Origin of the sequence: Scopulibacillus daqui (assembly GCF_016908855.1) — a bacterium.
Taxonomy (GTDB): domain Bacteria; phylum Bacillota; class Bacilli; order Bacillales; family Sporolactobacillaceae; genus Scopulibacillus_A; species Scopulibacillus_A daqui.
In genome coordinates this window covers 67,700-82,522 of record NZ_JAFBER010000008.1, presented here as the reverse complement: position 1 = coordinate 82,522, position 14,823 = coordinate 67,700, and the positions used below count along the sequence as shown (strand labels likewise).

Annotated in this window: 17 protein-coding genes and 1 other annotated feature; of the genes, 12 read left to right on the top strand and 5 right to left on the bottom strand. The window is 41.2% G+C overall.

The window, feature by feature from the left end:
• Nucleotides 1-55: 55 nt before the first annotated feature.
• Nucleotides 56-276 (top strand) — a binding site (T-box leader).
• A 102-nt stretch (nt 277-378) separates the two neighbouring features.
• From JOD45_RS07985 to JOD45_RS07950, 8 genes are all read left to right on the top strand, one after another.
• Nucleotides 379-1,854 carry an amino acid permease gene (locus JOD45_RS07985; protein ID WP_205003363.1) on the top strand — a complete coding sequence of 492 codons (1,476 nt, stop codon included), beginning with the start codon at nt 379-381 and terminating at the stop codon, nt 1,852-1,854.
• A gap of 51 nt (nt 1,855-1,905) precedes the next feature.
• Nucleotides 1,906-2,775 (top strand): NAD(P)-dependent oxidoreductase, encoded by an 870-nt coding sequence (locus tag JOD45_RS07980; RefSeq protein WP_205003362.1) that lies wholly within the window; start codon nt 1,906-1,908, stop codon nt 2,773-2,775.
• 111 nt (nt 2,776-2,886) lie between these two features.
• Nucleotides 2,887-3,597: a TerC family protein gene (locus JOD45_RS07975; RefSeq protein WP_205003361.1), complete on the top strand. Its 711-nt coding sequence runs from the start codon at nt 2,887-2,889 to the stop codon at nt 3,595-3,597.
• 69 nt (nt 3,598-3,666) lie between these two features.
• Complete coding sequence (locus JOD45_RS07970; RefSeq protein WP_205003360.1) at nt 3,667-4,041, top strand: SLAP domain-containing protein; 375 nt, start codon at nt 3,667-3,669, stop codon at nt 4,039-4,041.
• Entirely contained in the window at nt 3,996-4,838 is an 843-nt protein-coding gene (gene fdhD, locus JOD45_RS07965; RefSeq protein WP_420825887.1) for a formate dehydrogenase accessory sulfurtransferase FdhD, read from the top strand. Before JOD45_RS07970 ends, fdhD begins: the two co-directional genes overlap by 46 nt.
• A gap of 94 nt (nt 4,839-4,932) precedes the next feature.
• Entirely contained in the window at nt 4,933-5,340 is a 408-nt protein-coding gene (locus JOD45_RS07960) for a DUF1499 domain-containing protein (RefSeq protein WP_205003359.1), read from the top strand.
• Between the two features lie 211 nt (nt 5,341-5,551).
• Nucleotides 5,552-5,836 (top strand): hypothetical protein, encoded by a 285-nt coding sequence (locus JOD45_RS07955; RefSeq protein WP_205003358.1) that lies wholly within the window; start codon nt 5,552-5,554, stop codon nt 5,834-5,836.
• Between the two features lie 145 nt (nt 5,837-5,981).
• On the top strand, nt 5,982-6,359 hold the full coding sequence (locus JOD45_RS07950; protein ID WP_205003357.1) for a DUF423 domain-containing protein: 378 nt from the start codon (nt 5,982-5,984) through the stop codon (nt 6,357-6,359).
• Nucleotides 6,360-6,411: 52 nt separating this feature from the next.
• Here the strand turns inward: JOD45_RS07950 and dctA are convergent, their stop codons facing one another.
• Nucleotides 6,412-7,680, bottom strand: coding sequence for a C4-dicarboxylate transporter DctA (gene dctA, locus JOD45_RS07945; RefSeq protein WP_205003356.1), 1,269 nt, complete (start codon nt 7,678-7,680; stop codon nt 6,412-6,414).
• Nucleotides 7,681-7,994: 314 nt separating this feature from the next.
• Between dctA and JOD45_RS07940 the strand changes: the two genes are divergently transcribed.
• The gene (locus JOD45_RS07940) at nt 7,995-9,482 is read left to right on the top strand and encodes an oligopeptide:H+ symporter (RefSeq protein WP_205003398.1); all 1,488 of its coding nucleotides are present in this window, start codon (nt 7,995-7,997) and stop codon (nt 9,480-9,482) included.
• A gap of 143 nt (nt 9,483-9,625) precedes the next feature.
• Nucleotides 9,626-9,757, top strand: coding sequence for a hypothetical protein (locus tag JOD45_RS16755; RefSeq protein WP_275583935.1), 132 nt, complete (start codon nt 9,626-9,628; stop codon nt 9,755-9,757).
• On the opposite strand, the gene gerQ is transcribed toward JOD45_RS16755, so the two are convergent.
• Together gerQ and hemQ are read right to left on the bottom strand one after the other, a co-directional pair.
• A complete protein-coding gene (gerQ, locus tag JOD45_RS07935; protein ID WP_205003355.1) occupies nt 9,748-10,278 on the bottom strand; it encodes a spore coat protein GerQ in 531 nt (176 codons plus the stop codon). The genes JOD45_RS16755 and gerQ overlap by 10 nt on opposite strands.
• A gap of 190 nt (nt 10,279-10,468) precedes the next feature.
• Nucleotides 10,469-11,218 (bottom strand): hydrogen peroxide-dependent heme synthase, encoded by a 750-nt coding sequence (gene hemQ / locus JOD45_RS07930; protein ID WP_205003354.1) that lies wholly within the window; start codon nt 11,216-11,218, stop codon nt 10,469-10,471.
• A gap of 239 nt (nt 11,219-11,457) precedes the next feature.
• Here hemQ and pta point away from each other — a divergent pair, with 239 nt between their 5' ends.
• Nucleotides 11,458-12,432 carry a phosphate acetyltransferase gene (pta, locus tag JOD45_RS07925; RefSeq protein WP_205003353.1) on the top strand — a complete coding sequence of 325 codons (975 nt, stop codon included), beginning with the start codon at nt 11,458-11,460 and terminating at the stop codon, nt 12,430-12,432.
• Nucleotides 12,433-12,577: 145 nt separating this feature from the next.
• Here the strand turns inward: pta and JOD45_RS07920 are convergent, their stop codons facing one another.
• Nucleotides 12,578-12,766 carry a hypothetical protein gene (locus tag JOD45_RS07920; RefSeq protein WP_205003352.1) on the bottom strand — a complete coding sequence of 63 codons (189 nt, stop codon included), beginning with the start codon at nt 12,764-12,766 and terminating at the stop codon, nt 12,578-12,580.
• A 63-nt stretch (nt 12,767-12,829) separates the two neighbouring features.
• On the opposite strand from JOD45_RS07920, the gene JOD45_RS07915 reads away from it, so the two are divergent.
• A complete protein-coding gene (locus JOD45_RS07915; protein ID WP_338056052.1) occupies nt 12,830-13,870 on the top strand; it encodes a M42 family metallopeptidase in 1,041 nt (346 codons plus the stop codon).
• 63 nt (nt 13,871-13,933) lie between these two features.
• Here JOD45_RS07915 and lipL read toward each other — a convergent pair whose 3' ends face one another.
• The gene (gene lipL, locus JOD45_RS07910; protein ID WP_205003350.1) at nt 13,934-14,761 is read right to left on the bottom strand and encodes an octanoyl-[GcvH]:protein N-octanoyltransferase; all 828 of its coding nucleotides are present in this window, start codon (nt 14,759-14,761) and stop codon (nt 13,934-13,936) included.
• Nucleotides 14,762-14,823 lie beyond the last annotated feature (62 nt).

Sequence of the window (14,823 nt, the reverse complement as noted above, 5' to 3'; positions counted from 1 at the left end):
TTGTTTTATACTTTAAATATCTTAAACAACTGAAGAAAAAAACGTTTCATATATAAAGCATTCGATGAGAAAGAGAGTAGTTATTTTTTGATGCCTTAGCGAGCCGGGGATGGTGGAAGCCTGGTGCTAGAAAATAATGAACCGCACTTTCGAGAAGCAGTTTGAACGACATGATGATGTTTACTAGAATTTGCCGGGGCATCCCGTTATCAGATAAAAGAGGTTCTTCAGTTTGAAGGACTATTAGAGTGGCACCGCGGAAAATCCGTCTCTTAATGAAGAGGCGGATTTTTTATTTTATCAACTTGTATAACTTACTATGATCATAAAAAACTATACTAGACGTAAAATAAATTGATTGACAAAGGGGTGAAAGGTATGACGAAGCAAGCGAACGATATTCAGCAGACACCATCCGCTTCTTCAACTGAACTAAAGAGGGGGTTGAAAGCCCGGCATCTTACTATGATTTCTTTAGGCGGTTCAATCGGTACAGGACTATTCCTTGGAAGCGGCACTGCCATACACACGGCTGGTCCCGGCGGAGCGTTATTAGCCTATATTCTTATCGGTGTTATGGTCTATTTTATCATGACCAGTTTGGGCGAATTGGCAGCTTTTATGCCGACAAGCGGTTCATTTAGTACGTATGCCACGCGGTTTATCGATCCTTCGCTTGGTTTTGCGCTTGGCTGGAATTATTGGTACAGCTGGGCGATAACTTTAGCTACTGAGTTGTCCGCCGCGGCTCTCGTCATGAAATTTTGGTTCCCTCACAGCCCATCTTTATTATGGAGCGGGTTATTCTTGGTGATCATGTTTGCTATCAATTACCTTTCCGTTAAAGGTTACGGTGAAGGCGAATATTGGTTTGCCTTTATTAAAGTAGCGACTGTTATTATTTTTATTATTGTTGGTTTATTAATGATTTTTGGCATTATAAATGGACACACTGCCGGCTTTAAAAATTTTACAATGGGTGACGCGCCGTTTCACGGGGGAGCTTCAGCAGTATTTGCCATTTTCTTAGCGGCAGGATTTTCATTTCAGGGTACAGAATTAGTAGGTGTTGCGGCAGGAGAGAGTGAAAACCCAAGGGAAAATGTTCCGCGCGCGATTCGCAGCGTCTTCTGGCGGATTCTGCTCTTTTACGTTTTGGCGATTCTTGTGATTGGTTTAATTGTCCCATATACCAACAAGAGCCTAATGAGCGAAAGTGTCATGGTCAGCCCGTTCACTCTAGTATTCAAAAAAGCTGGACTCGCCTTCGCGGCTTCGGTGATGAATGCTGTTATCTTAACGGCAGTTCTTTCAGCCGGCAATTCAAGCCTTTATGCTTCAACGCGGATGTTATATGCAATGGCGAAGGACGGCCAGGCGCCGAAGATATTTGCTAAATTAAACAAACGCGGCGTGCCGGTTTGGTCGCTCATGGCTACAGCCATCATCGGCGCATTGGCTTTTCTAGCTTCTGTATACGGTGACGGCGCCATCTATAATTGGTTATTAAATGCTGCGGGGGTTACAGGATTTATATTTTGGATTGGCATTGCCGTCAGCCATTATCGTTTCCGCAAGGCCTATGTTGCTCAGGGATATGATGTTAATGACTTGCCATACCGTGCAAAATGGTATCCGTTCGGACCGATATTTGGGTTCGCTGTATGTTTGATTATCTTGCTCGCACAGGACTACCAAGCTTTCCTTGGAGGACATATAGATTGGATGAATCTTATTGTCGCCTATCTCGGTATCCCGCTCTTCCTTGTCTTATGGTTTGGCTATAAAATTGTCAGGAAAACAAAAGTCATCCCATTAAAGGAATGCAAGATTGATCCATATGAATATCTGTAAAAGATAATAGGGTTCATTTTTTATACGACATATAAGTGGGAGGGGAAGTTCTTGAATCATCGCTTAAAAATAGGTTTGATCGGTACTGGCGTCATGGGGAAAGGCATGGCAGGACAACTCATGTCTGCCGGCTATCATGTCAATGTCTATAACCGCACAAAGGAAAAAGCCCATTCTTTAGTAGAAAATGGCGCTGAATGGTTTCCTGCTGTAAAGTCTCTTGCAGAAGCATCGGATATTATTATAACGATGGTTGGCTATCCAAAGGATGTCGAAGAAGTTTATTTTAATAACGGCATTTTAGATCATGCAAAGCCGGGGAGCTTCGTTATTGATATGACGACATCTTCTCCGAAACTCGCTGAGAAAATATATCAGGAAGCAAAGAAGAAAGAGATTCATGCGTTAGATGCGCCGGTATCAGGAGGGGATATCGGGGCAGAACAAGGCACATTGTCGATTATGGCCGGCGGCGATGAAGCCGATTTTAATGAGATGCTTCCGATATTTCGCATCATTGGAGAAAATATTGTATACCAAGGGCGGGCCGGCGCTGGCCAGCATACGAAGATGTGCAACCAAATAACGATAGCTTCTAACATGATAGGTGTTTGTGAAGCCCTGGTATATGCTAAGAAGGCCGGCTTGGATGAAAATCAAGTATTAAAAAGCATTACCGCCGGAGCGGCCGGCAGCTGGTCATTGTCTAATCTAGGTCCGAGAATGCTGAAAGGCGATTTTGAACCAGGTTTTTACGTTAAGCACCTTATTAAAGATATAACCATTGCCCTGAATTCGGCAAAAGAAATGGGGATGATGACGCCTGGTCTTGAACTGGCAAAATCCCTTTATGAACAACTTGCAGCCATGGGAGAAGAAGACAGCGGCACGCAAGCATTATATAAATTATATCAATCTTAACCGGATCCCCCGATGATTGCTGATGATCATCGGGGCTTTTTTATTGGATATTTGAAACGGACAAGTATTGGGGTTATACTTTAGATAGTATTTATACAGGAGATGTTGTGATTGGACGGCTCATTTATCCTCGGTTTATTAGAGATTATTCTAATAAACGTTGTGTTAAGCGGCGATAATGCTGTTGTGATTGCATTAGCTTGCCGCAATTTGCCTAGCGGACAGCAAAATAAAGCGATTTTCTGGGGCAGCTTTGGCGCAATTATTTTAAGAATCGCGCTTACTTTTGCGGCTGTATGGCTGCTGGAAATTCCGTTTGTAAAGATTATCGGCGGAATATTATTAATATATATGGCCATTAACTTATTAATCGAAGAAGAAGATACAGACCTTAAAGCAAGTTCAAATATTTGGGGTGCCATCCGGACGATTGTTGTGGCGGATTTTGTCATGAGCTTAGATAATGTTGTTGCAGTCGCAGGAGCCGCCCATAATAATATTTTTCTTATTATAGTCGGGTTAGCTGTCAGCATTCCGCTCATTGTATGGGGAAGCAAGCTTCTTATGAAGTTGATGAACCGTTTCCCTATCATTGTTATAATTGGCGCAGCACTGCTTGGCTACACTTCCGGTGAAATGATCTTAGGTGATGAAGCGGTTGACCAATGGTTTATTAATCAAGGATTCCCTTATGATAAATTTCTTGAGTTGACCTTGGCAGTTGTTGTTGTCGCCGCCGGCTTGCTTTTAAATAAGAGAAGAAAGATGAAGAACGAAAATAGAAAGAAGAAAAAGCATCCTAAACTCCAAGAAAATCATTAATTATAAGCTCATATGGGACTAGCATCACAGCTGGTCCTCAATTTTTATATGAGGGGGCTGTGAATAAAAATGAAGCAGCAGTTATTGTTACATGAAAAGTGGAAAAAGGCCCTGTCTGAAACAGATCGTCATTTGGTAGAAATGATTTTTCGGAGAAGCCGGGGAAGTGATGAACTTACTTTCCAAAATATTCGTGTCGCAAAAAATTATCAACAAGATATTTTAGCTACAGTTTTAATTGAGAATTTCACTCAAAATCAAGTGTCGCTGCCATTTACGCTGATGTACTGTGAAAAGAATCGAAAAGTGGCTGAATTTCACTTTGCGGATTATCAATTGGATCTGCCGGCGTATACGAGTATGCCGTGGACATTTATATTTCCAAAGCATTGTATTCTATGCGAACCAGAGTTCTCAGATTGGCATCTGGACCTGAAAAGGTGATTGCTATGAATAAACCGCTGATAAGCAAGTGGCCTTTAAAAAAAATCGTTAATCATCGAATCATCCAAGAAGAAGAATCGATCGCTCGAGAAGTGCCGCTTACAGTTATCCTTAATGGGCAAGAATTTGCAACATTGGTTTGCTCTCCGGCGGATGTTCGAGAACTTGCCGTCGGTTTTTTAGCGTCTGAAGGCGTTATTCGTACCATTGAAGATGTTCAATCTATGTCAATAAATGAAAATCAAGGGTTTATCTATGTCGAACTGAAAAATCCTCAACCCATAGCTCCTTCTGATATGTCGAAACGGTTGATCGGATCTTGCTGCGGAAAAAGCCGGCAATTTTATTTTAAAACCGATGCAGCAACCGCCAAAACAGTGATGTCAAAGACAAAGATAACTCAAGAACAGTGTTTCCGGTTAATGAAAGCCTTGAATGCCCGTTCCGAAATATTTTTTGAAACGGGCGGCGTTCATAACGCTGCGCTTTGCCACCCGGATAAAATTATTGCAGCAAGGACAGATATAGGCCGCCATAACGCATTGGATAAATTATTTGGCTACATATTAACAAATCAATTAAATGTTAAAGACTGCGTTATTGCGTTCAGCGGCCGTATATCTTCAGAAGTACTGTTGAAGGTGTCAAAAATGGGCATCGGGATCTTATTGTCGAAATCAGCGCCGACAGATTTAGCGTTAAAAACAGCTGTAGATCTTAATATCACAGTGGCGGGATTTATTCGGGAAAGCAAGATGAATGTATATACACATTCTGACAGGATAATATGTCAATAAAGTTAAGTTCATTGACCATTGCAGGGCTTGAGAACTATAATTAGTTATGTTTCCAGAACCCATTACGAGCTTGCGGTAAGGATGATGAAAAGACATGGCGAAAGAAAAAAATAGTCTATTGGGGATACATGAAGGCAAGCTTGCCCCATGTCCTAGAAAGTTCAACTGTGTTTCCACGGAACACCCGGACTTGAATCGTAAAATGCTTCCGATTTCTTATCAATCACTCACGCTTTCACAGGCAAAGGAATTGCTCATTCATACGATAAAATCATTGCCTAAGACTGAAATTAAAGAGCAGGCTGATCAATATATATATGTTGAATTTAGAACGCCTATTTTAGAGTTTTATCATGATGCTGAATTTTATTTTGATGATCAGCAAAAGGAAATTCATTTTCGTTCAGTGTCGCGGGTAGGGTTTGCCGATTTCGGAGCAAATAAAAGGTGGATGCAATCGGTTGTTGCCCGATTTCTGGAAGCTGTTCCGGAAAATGAATAAAATGCTCATTTGCAGTTAAATTGAGATGCATCACTCACAGCTGTTCTCTTATTGAGAACGGCTTTTTTTGTATCATTTACATAAATCTATTCATAGTCTGTCTAAAAAAAGCATATATCTCTCATACCAATTTTTTCGAGGCAAGTGCCAGAGATTAACACTAATATTCATGGGATGGGAGGTTAAATTGTAAATGAAAGGAGTATTCTTTATGTCATTAGATGATACACCTTTTATAGAAGATTTCCAAACAGATGATTGGAATACTTTTTTTGACAAAAAAGACAGATATGATGTTTATGTAAATGGCGAATTTGTCGGTATGAAAAAATTGTTTAGTGGAAATGAAACGATTGATGATATAAATGACTTTTTGGCTGAACATGGATTTTCATCTTACAAAGCTGTCTGTGATGGCGATTATTATCATATTTACACCAGCCGTCATCCGGAAAAGCTTAAGGAAATCCTCAGCTTTCATTTACAAAGCAGATAAGGCCGTCTTGGACGGCCTTATAAATATATCGTTTTTCTTTCATTTTTGTGAATTTGCAGAGCTTGGCGGGATTAAATTGGAAAGAATATGATATGATGAATATGCGGCCAAACTAAAGTACCTATACAGAAGGGTGAGAGAAGTGATGTCCAAGCTCTTTATTATTTTGGGAAGCGCCTTAGCTTTTCTTTCCGTAGCACTTGGTGCTTTCGGCGCCCATATTTTGAAAGCGAAAATCGGCGAACAGCATCTCAGTGTGTTCGAAACAGGCGTTCAATATCAAATGATGCACGCCATTGGCTTAATTATAGTGGGGATTCTTTCAATGACGGCTTTCCAAGGTCAATCTTCGCTCCTAAATTGGGCGGGTTGGATCATGCTTATTGGCATCATACTGTTTTCTGGAAGTCTTTATATGCTCAGCACCACTCAAATATCTGCATTCGGTCCGATTACGCCTATTGGCGGAGTTGCCTTTCTTGTCAGTTGGTTATTGGTTATTATCGCTTTTATTAAAGGATAGGGAAAAAGGCACGTGTGTTTTACAGAAGCACACGTGCCTTTTTCTTGGTATGTTAAGAAGCTTTTTTACCGGATTTTAAAGCCAATGCAACATTTCGATGTTTCGTTTCGTCAAATTCTTTTTCGCTTTTTGATACAACAATAGCAGCAATGCCGTTTCCGATTAAGTTGACGATAGCGCGGGCTTCACTCATGAAGCGGTCAATGCCCAGCAGCAATCCTAAGCCGGCTATTGGAATGACATGCAAAGCAGAAAGCGTAGAGGCAAGGACGATGAAACCCCCGCCGGTCACTGCTGCGGCGCCTTTTGATGTCAGCATAAGAATAAGGATAATCAACAGTTGTTGTTCTAAGCTGAGCGGAACATGAAAGACTTGGGCAAGGAATACGGTTGCCATTGTCAAATAAATGCACGTGCCGTCAAGATTGAAAGAATAGCCCATCGGAATAGTCAGGCCGACAACAGATTTTGGACAGCCGAACCGCTCCATTTTATCCATCATTCTTGGCAGGACAGATTCAGATGAACTTGTACCAAGGACAATGAGAATTTCATCCTTAATATATTTTAAATAAGTCCATAAGCTAAAACCGTATAGTTTACAAATAGTACCCAGAACAATAAACACAAATAATATCATTGTGACATACATACAAATCATGACTTTTGCTAAAGGTCCGACTGTTTCCAGACCGAACTTGCCGATCGTATATGACATAGCGCCAAATGCGCCGATAGGAGCCGCTTTCATGACATAATTGATAATTTTAAAGAAAACGTCCAACAATCTATCAAACAAATCAATAATCGGCTGTCCTCGCTTCCCGAGTGCCGACAATCCAATACCGAATAAAATGGCAAAAAACAAAATTTGTAAAATGTCGCCTTTGGTGAAAGCATCAAATACATTAGACGGTACAATATGAGCAAAAAAGTCAATCCAGTTAATTTTGTCTCCTCCGCCTGACGTAAACTGCGATACATCGCCTTTTGGTATTTTATGAGGATCGATGCCTTTTCCAGGGTTGACAATGTTAACAACGATGAGTCCGATAATAAGCGCAATCGTCGTTACAACCTCAAAATAAATAATGGCTTTGCCGCCGACTTTGCCAACCTTTTTCATATCGCCCATTTTGGCAATGCCAAGCACCAAGGTCAGGAAAATAATAGGGGCAATGACCATTTTAACAGCATTAATAAATGTATTCCCAAGAACATCCAAGTGCTGGGCGAACCCAGGCCATATCAGTCCGACAATAATGCCTAATATAATAGCGGCAATGACTTGAAACGTTAAATGCTTCAGCAATTTCTTCATAAAGAAACTCCCCCCTCACTGTACATAATCAAAGCGTTAATCAAATACAGCTCTGAAATAATGATAGCGCTTTCTTACAAATTTGTGAACATTTATTTTGAATTTTTCTTGAATAACTCATTTTTTACTTAACAATGTAAACTATTATTTACATTAAGTTTAAATAATTTATAATGGTAAATAGGGCGGGAATTTTTATAGATTTTATTGTTGTCTGTCAAGTTTCAAAATTCTAGAAACGCAGTAAAAAATCTCTTAATCCCAAATCTGAAAAATTTATTCACCAGTGTAAAGGGAGGTAGCAGTACTTGTACGTGACTTCTAATGATCAGAAATTTAAAAAAACACCGGAAACCGGTTTTTTAGGACATCCCCGCGGATTATTCACCTTATTTTCAACGGAATTGTGGGAACGATTTTCCTATTATGGTATGAAGGCTCTTCTTATCTACTATATGTATGATAAACTTTCAAACGGCGGTTTAGGCATAGATCAAGGAACCGCGGCCGCCATAATGTCAGTCTATGGCTCCCTTGTCTATATGTCAGGAATGATTGGGGGCTGGATTGCCGATCGTCTGCTGGGCAACAGGCACACTATTTTCTGGGGCGGCGTCTTAATTATGACGGGGCATATAGCGCTCTCCTTTCCAGCAGGGCTTACCGCCCTATTTGTTTCAATGTTCTTTATTGTTTTAGGAACTGGCTTATTAAAACCAAACGTTTCTAAAGTTGTCGGAGATTTATATAGTAAAGAAGACACTCGCAGGGATTCCGGCTTTAGCATTTTCTATATGGGCATTAACTTGGGAGCCTTCATTGCGCCTTATATTACTGGTACATTGGGCCAAAAGGTCAATTATCATTTAGGATTTGCAACCGCAGCCGTCGGCATGGCGCTTGGCCTTATTTTCTACGTCATCACCGGGAGAAGAAGCCTTGGAGATGCCGGGCAAAGGGTGGCCAATCCTCTTAAACCAGAAGAACGCAAAAAAGTGTTAGCCAGATTTTTGATAGGTGCAGCTATCATTATTGTTTTAGCCGCTGTCGGTTATGTCACACATACATTGACGGTTAAAGCGTTCACTAACCTGATTAGTATATTAGGCATTGTGATTCCGATCTGTTATTTTGTTGTGATGCTGGTCAGCAAGAAAACAACAGCTGAAGAAAGATCGCGTCTTTTGGCTTATATCCCGCTGTTTATAGCTTCTGTTATGTTTTGGTCTATTCAAGAACAAGGCTCTGTTATTTTGGCCATCTACGCGGATAACAGGACACAATTGGATTTATGGGGCTTTCATATTCCTTCTTCTTGGTTCCAGTCTCTAAATCCAGTATTTATCATTATTTTTTCGCCAATTTTTGCACTATTGTGGTTAAAGCTTGGGAAACGTCAACCCGTTACGCCTAATAAATTTTCGCTGGGGTTAATTTTATCCGGCATATCTTTCTTAATTTTGCTAGTGCCGGCAATCATGTATGGGACAGATCATTTGGTCAGCCCGCTTTGGCTTGTGCTGAGTTTCTTGCTTGTTACATTTGGCGAGCTGTGCTTATCCCCGGTAGGATTATCGGTCACAACAAAGCTTGCACCTGCCGCATTTTCGGCGCAAACCATGAGTTTGTGGTTTTTATCCAATGCAACAGGACAAGCGATTAATGCAAAAATCACCCCATTATATAATAGCCATACAGAAATCACCTATTTCGGCACTATCGGGGCAATCGGAGTGCTGTTAGGCATTATTCTTTTATTTGTTGCGCCAAAAATTCACAAGCTCATGCGCGGATTAAATTAATTAACGGTAAAGGCATGAACGGATATTGCTTCGTTTATGCCTTTTTATTATATTAAAGGTTCGCTCAATGAATGAACGGATCCCCGAACGAAAGAAAATAAAAACCGCCATAAATGTGAACGGCGGCTCATAAATAAGACCGTATGGATGTGAAAAATTTGACCATTTGGTTATTTGCGGAAAAAAAGAAACTGTTTAAACGCGAACATTCATATGATCAAGTCAATCATTTACAAGCGGTTATATGGCGGCTGTTGAGCTTTATTTATTCATAAGGATAAGAATAGTTCATAGGGCCTTGGAAAGTAACGTAGTCTACATAGACCATTGGAATCAAATAACGTGTGCCTGTATTGGTGTCATTAATAATCACGTGGTCGCGTCCGGCAGCCTCTACTTCACCGCGGAAGACTTTAGCATTCCATTCTTTGTTGTTTTCAAAGGTACAATATACAGATGCGACTTTTTCTAAGTTAAGTCTTAAAATATTTTCAATAAATGATTGTTCGGTGGTTGGTATGACGGCTGAAGGTGTTGCGCCGGCATATGGCAAAGCTCCTTGGCCTCCTGGACCGGCATAGGATACGCCCGGCGGCTGCGCTCCTTGATAACCAGGGCTTGGCGGACCGCCTTGTGTCATTTGTCCGCCTTGATATTGGGAGCTTGGCATCATTCCTGCACTCGGATATGGTCCATGAGTCTCAGCTCGCACAGGAGGGCCAAAGCTGTCGCCTCCCGGGTAAGCCGAGGAACCGTAAGGCCAGCTTCCGTAAGGGGATGATGGTTGATAATTCATGACATTCACTCCTTATTTTTCAAAGTGGATAACGGTTGTTTGCCTTCACTTAATACTCACATTCAACTCTATGAACATTTTTATGACAGGGGGGCTTATTTATGACAAAAAAAAATCCCCCTCAATTTTTAGAGGGAGAGCATCCAGAATTTTATGAGTGTGATAAGAAAGTGTCATTTCGGTCCGTTTTCTAAACCGTCATCATTTGTGAAAAGCGTTCTTTGTTAAGAAGCACGCCGACATAGAAAGCGCCAAATTCCCCGTAACGGGCACTGACTTCATCGAAGCGCATCTCATAGACTAGCTTTTTAAATTGAAGAACATCTTCAGCAAATAAGGTCACACCCCATTCCCAGTCATCGAAACCTACCGAACCCGTAATAATTTGCTTCACCTTGCCGGCATAGCTTCTGCCGATTAAACCATGGCTTTTCATGAGCTCACGGCGCTCATCCATTGACAGCATATACCAGTTATCATTGCCTTCACGGCGCTTGTCCATTGGATAAAAGCAAATATGCTGCGCTTGAGGCAGAATCGGATGTAAGCGGGCTTTAATATGCGGATTTTGCATAGGATCTTCATCTGACTTTCCAGCCAAGTAGTTGCTTAATTCGACAACAGAAACGTATGAATAAGCCGGGATTGTATACTCGGCTAATTTTGTTTTATTAAATGCGGTTTCAATGTCATTTAATTCAGCCATTGTTGGTCTGAGCCACATAAGCATAAAATCTGCTTTTTGTCCGACAATGGAATAGAAAGCATAACTGCCTTCTTTATTTTGTTGTATAAGGTCCCATTTATCCAAAAATTGATGAAACTCTTGAAGAGCTGCTTCACGTTCGTTGCTTGAGAGCCGTTTCCAAGCGGTCCAATCTATCGAACGAAAATCATGTAAACAATACCAGCCATCTAATGTTTGAGCCGCTTCACTCATAGTTGTCACTCCTTTAGTCAATTTCTTAATCTAAATATATCATAGACAAAGGCTTCCTTGTAAAAACGGCGCCTTTTGTTTTTGTTTTGTCAAAAACAGGGTGGCTGTGTCTTCAAAAATTCAAGTATTAAGAAAAATAGGAATTGGGAAGGTAAACGATTTCATCTGCCTTTTTTGGTTTATAAAAACAATGATAAAGTGTATTCTAATGGTAGTGAGATTTACGAGGAGGAAGAATGATGACTCAAATGTTTGAGGATATGAAAGACCAAGTAAAAAAAGCGCAGCCAACGATTGTTTTTCCAGAAGGCGGTGACCAAAGGATCGTTGATGCGGCTGTTCGTCTGGCTGAAGAAAAAGTGATAAAACCAATCTTAGTTGGTGAAAAAAGCCAGTTTGATCATAAAGTACAAGAATTAGAAAAAGCCGGACAGCTTGAAGTGCGCCATCCTCATGATGATTCCGGTTTTGAAGAACTCGTTCAAAAACTTGTGGAAAGAAGAAAAGGGAAAACGTCAGAAGAAGAAGCAAGAAAATGGCTTCAAGATGAAAATTATTACGGCACAATGCTTGTTTATACTGGACAAGCTGATGGATTAGTCAGCGGAGCCGCTCATTCAACAGCTGATACAGTTCGCCCGGCACTGCAAATTATTAAAACAAAGCCCGGCGTTAAAAAAACATCCGGTGCTTTCATTATGGTTAAAGGCAATGAAAGGCTCGTTTTTGCCGATTGCGCCATTAATATCGCTCCCGACAGCAACGATCTCGCTGAAACGGCGGTCGAAAGCGCTAAAACGGCAAAAGCCTTCGGTATTGAACCGCGTGTCGCTATGCTCAGCTTTTCAACAAAAGGTTCAGCTAAGGCTCCTGAAGCTGATAAAGTGGCTGAAGCGACAAAGCTTGTTAAGGAAAAAGCACCTGAACTTCTTGCCGACGGCGAAATTCAATTTGATGCCGCTTATGTACCAGAAGTAGCAGCAAAAAAAGCGCCGGATTCACCGCTTAAAGGGCAAGCCAATGTGTTTGTGTTCCCAAGCCTTGAAGCAGGAAATATTGGTTATAAGATGGTGCAGCGCCTCGGCGGTTATGATGCTGTAGGTCCAATTCTTCAAGGACTTAATCAGCCTGTAAATGACCTTTCAAGAGGCTGCTCCGCAGAAGATGTTTACAACTTGGCTTTGATTACAGCTATGCAAAGCATTGCTGAATAAAAAAACCCGTTGATTGGCAAGCAGTCAGACAGCGAATCCGGGGTCTTCTCGAAACAGGCGTCACTGAATCGTGGCACCTGTTTTTTTAAAACCACCCGAATAAAAAGTGCAGAGATGATAATTGTTTGTTTAATTGTCATCCATTTTATAGTCTATCTTCTCTGCAATAAACCTTTATTAAAGCAAACAAAATAAATAGAACGGCGGCAATCGTTAACAGCATCTCGGACGTTATACGGGGCGTCGCCATTTTATATTCCGCAGGTGCCGCTTTCAGTCTGTTTTTCTTTACTGTTTCGAATATTTGTGCTAATTTAAGTCGTGACTGTCCCAATAACAGACGCTGCCGACGGACGTTAAAAAAATCAAGTCAAGAGGAGGTATAATGGTGGAACACATTGTCAATGGAAAGGCCATTATTGATTTAATTTCAAATCTTACAGCCATCCCCAGTCCCTCAGGAAATACGGAACGAGTGATCCGCTATGTTAAGGAATACTTTAACAGCCTTGGCATTGAGACACACCGCAACAATAAGGGCGGTCTTTTACTTACAATAAAAGGCACCGACGATACAAAACATCGGTTTCTGACTGCGCATGTTGATACACTTGGTGCAATGGTCAAAGAAATTAAATCAGACGGCAGATTAAGGCTGACAACAATCGGCGGGTTTCCATGGAATTTTGCAGAAGGTGAATATTGTGAAGTTGAGACCGCAGAAGGGAAACGTTATACAGGCACCATTTTAATGCATCAAACCGCTGTCCATGTCTATAAGGATGCCGGTAAAGCGGAGCGCAATGACGAAAATATTGAAGTTCGTATTGATGAAAAGGTCGCAAATAAAGAAGAGACCGAAGCCCTCGGCATACGCACGGGCGATTTTGTTTCGTTTGATCCGCGTTTTTCCTTTACTGAAAGCGGCTTCGTAAAATCAAGGCATTTAGATGATAAGGCGAGTGTAGCAGTGTTAATGCATGTGATCGCAAAACTAAAGGAAAAGCAAATTAAACTGCCATATACGACACACTTCTTAATATCTAATAATGAGGAAATTGGATACGGCGGTAATTCTAATATTCCGGAAGAGACAGTTGAATATTTGGCGGTTGACATGGGAGCGATCGGCGATGGTCAGGAAACTGATGAGTACACGGTATCCATTTGTGCAAAAGATGCCAGCGGACCTTATCATTACGGTTTAAGAAAACACCTTGTTAAACTGGCGGAAAAATATCATATTAATTATAAAATTGACATTTATCCATTCTATCAATCAGATGCTTCAGCGGCAATCAGAGCAGGCTATGATTTTGTACACGGATTAATCGGTCCGGGAATAGACGCTTCGCACGCTTATGAAAGAACCCATCAGGATTCCTTATGCCATACGGGAGACTTGATTTATTATTACTTACAATCCGAATTGGCCTGAAAAAGATTTATACCCGCCTAAAGCGGGTATTTGTCTTTAAGCTGAACTTTCAGCGCATGATTTCTAGAAGCTGAACGCCTTTTCATTGCGGTCAATCATTCGTTCATAGCTCTCTTCAAAGCGTTTGACTTCTTCTAATGTCAGTTGCGAAGGTATAACTTGGCTTGACGATTGCAATGTTTGGTAAAAAAGCATCATCACTTTGCCAACATCAAGCGGTTTGCCAGTTAACTCCGATAAAGAAGCCATGGTTTCAGGCTGAATCACAGGGTATTCGAAATGGGTTTTCTCGCCTTGTAAACTTCTTTTGTAAAATTCCCCAATGAGAGCTGCCCGCTGTGAGCCGCTGCCGTCAACGCATATATAAATCTGTACAGCAACACCGCGGCGAAGCCGGCGCTGCGATATGCCGGCAAACTTTTTGCCGTTAACACTTAAATCATAACGTCCCGGGCAATATGATCCAATAATTTCTCTTGCTTCAATCTTTAAATGGTAAGGTTCAAGCATTTTATCTATTAATGACACCATTGCCTCATAACCTTGGTCAATAGAAATGCGGCGGTTTTTTTCAGGGAAAATTAAAGAAATATTTAAAACACCTTCATCAAGAACTACGGCCAGCCCCCCGGAGTTGCGGACAACGTAATGATACCCTTGAGATGCTAAATAATCTAATCCATCCTTGAGATGGGGAAGCTTCGTATCTTGAATCCCTAATATAATCGTATCATGATGTACCCATGTTCTGGCTGCACAGCTGGAATTTCCGCTGCCGACCGAGTAGCAAAGCGCGTCATCTATGGCAAAGGATTGCTTAGCTTCAAAGCTTGGTCCGAGTGTTGTTTGATCAATCACCCGCCATTGAGGTTGATAAAGTATGGCATCCATGTCAATTCTCCTCGTCTCACTAATATCCGCACATATTATACCATGATTGATCAAGCAAGTTC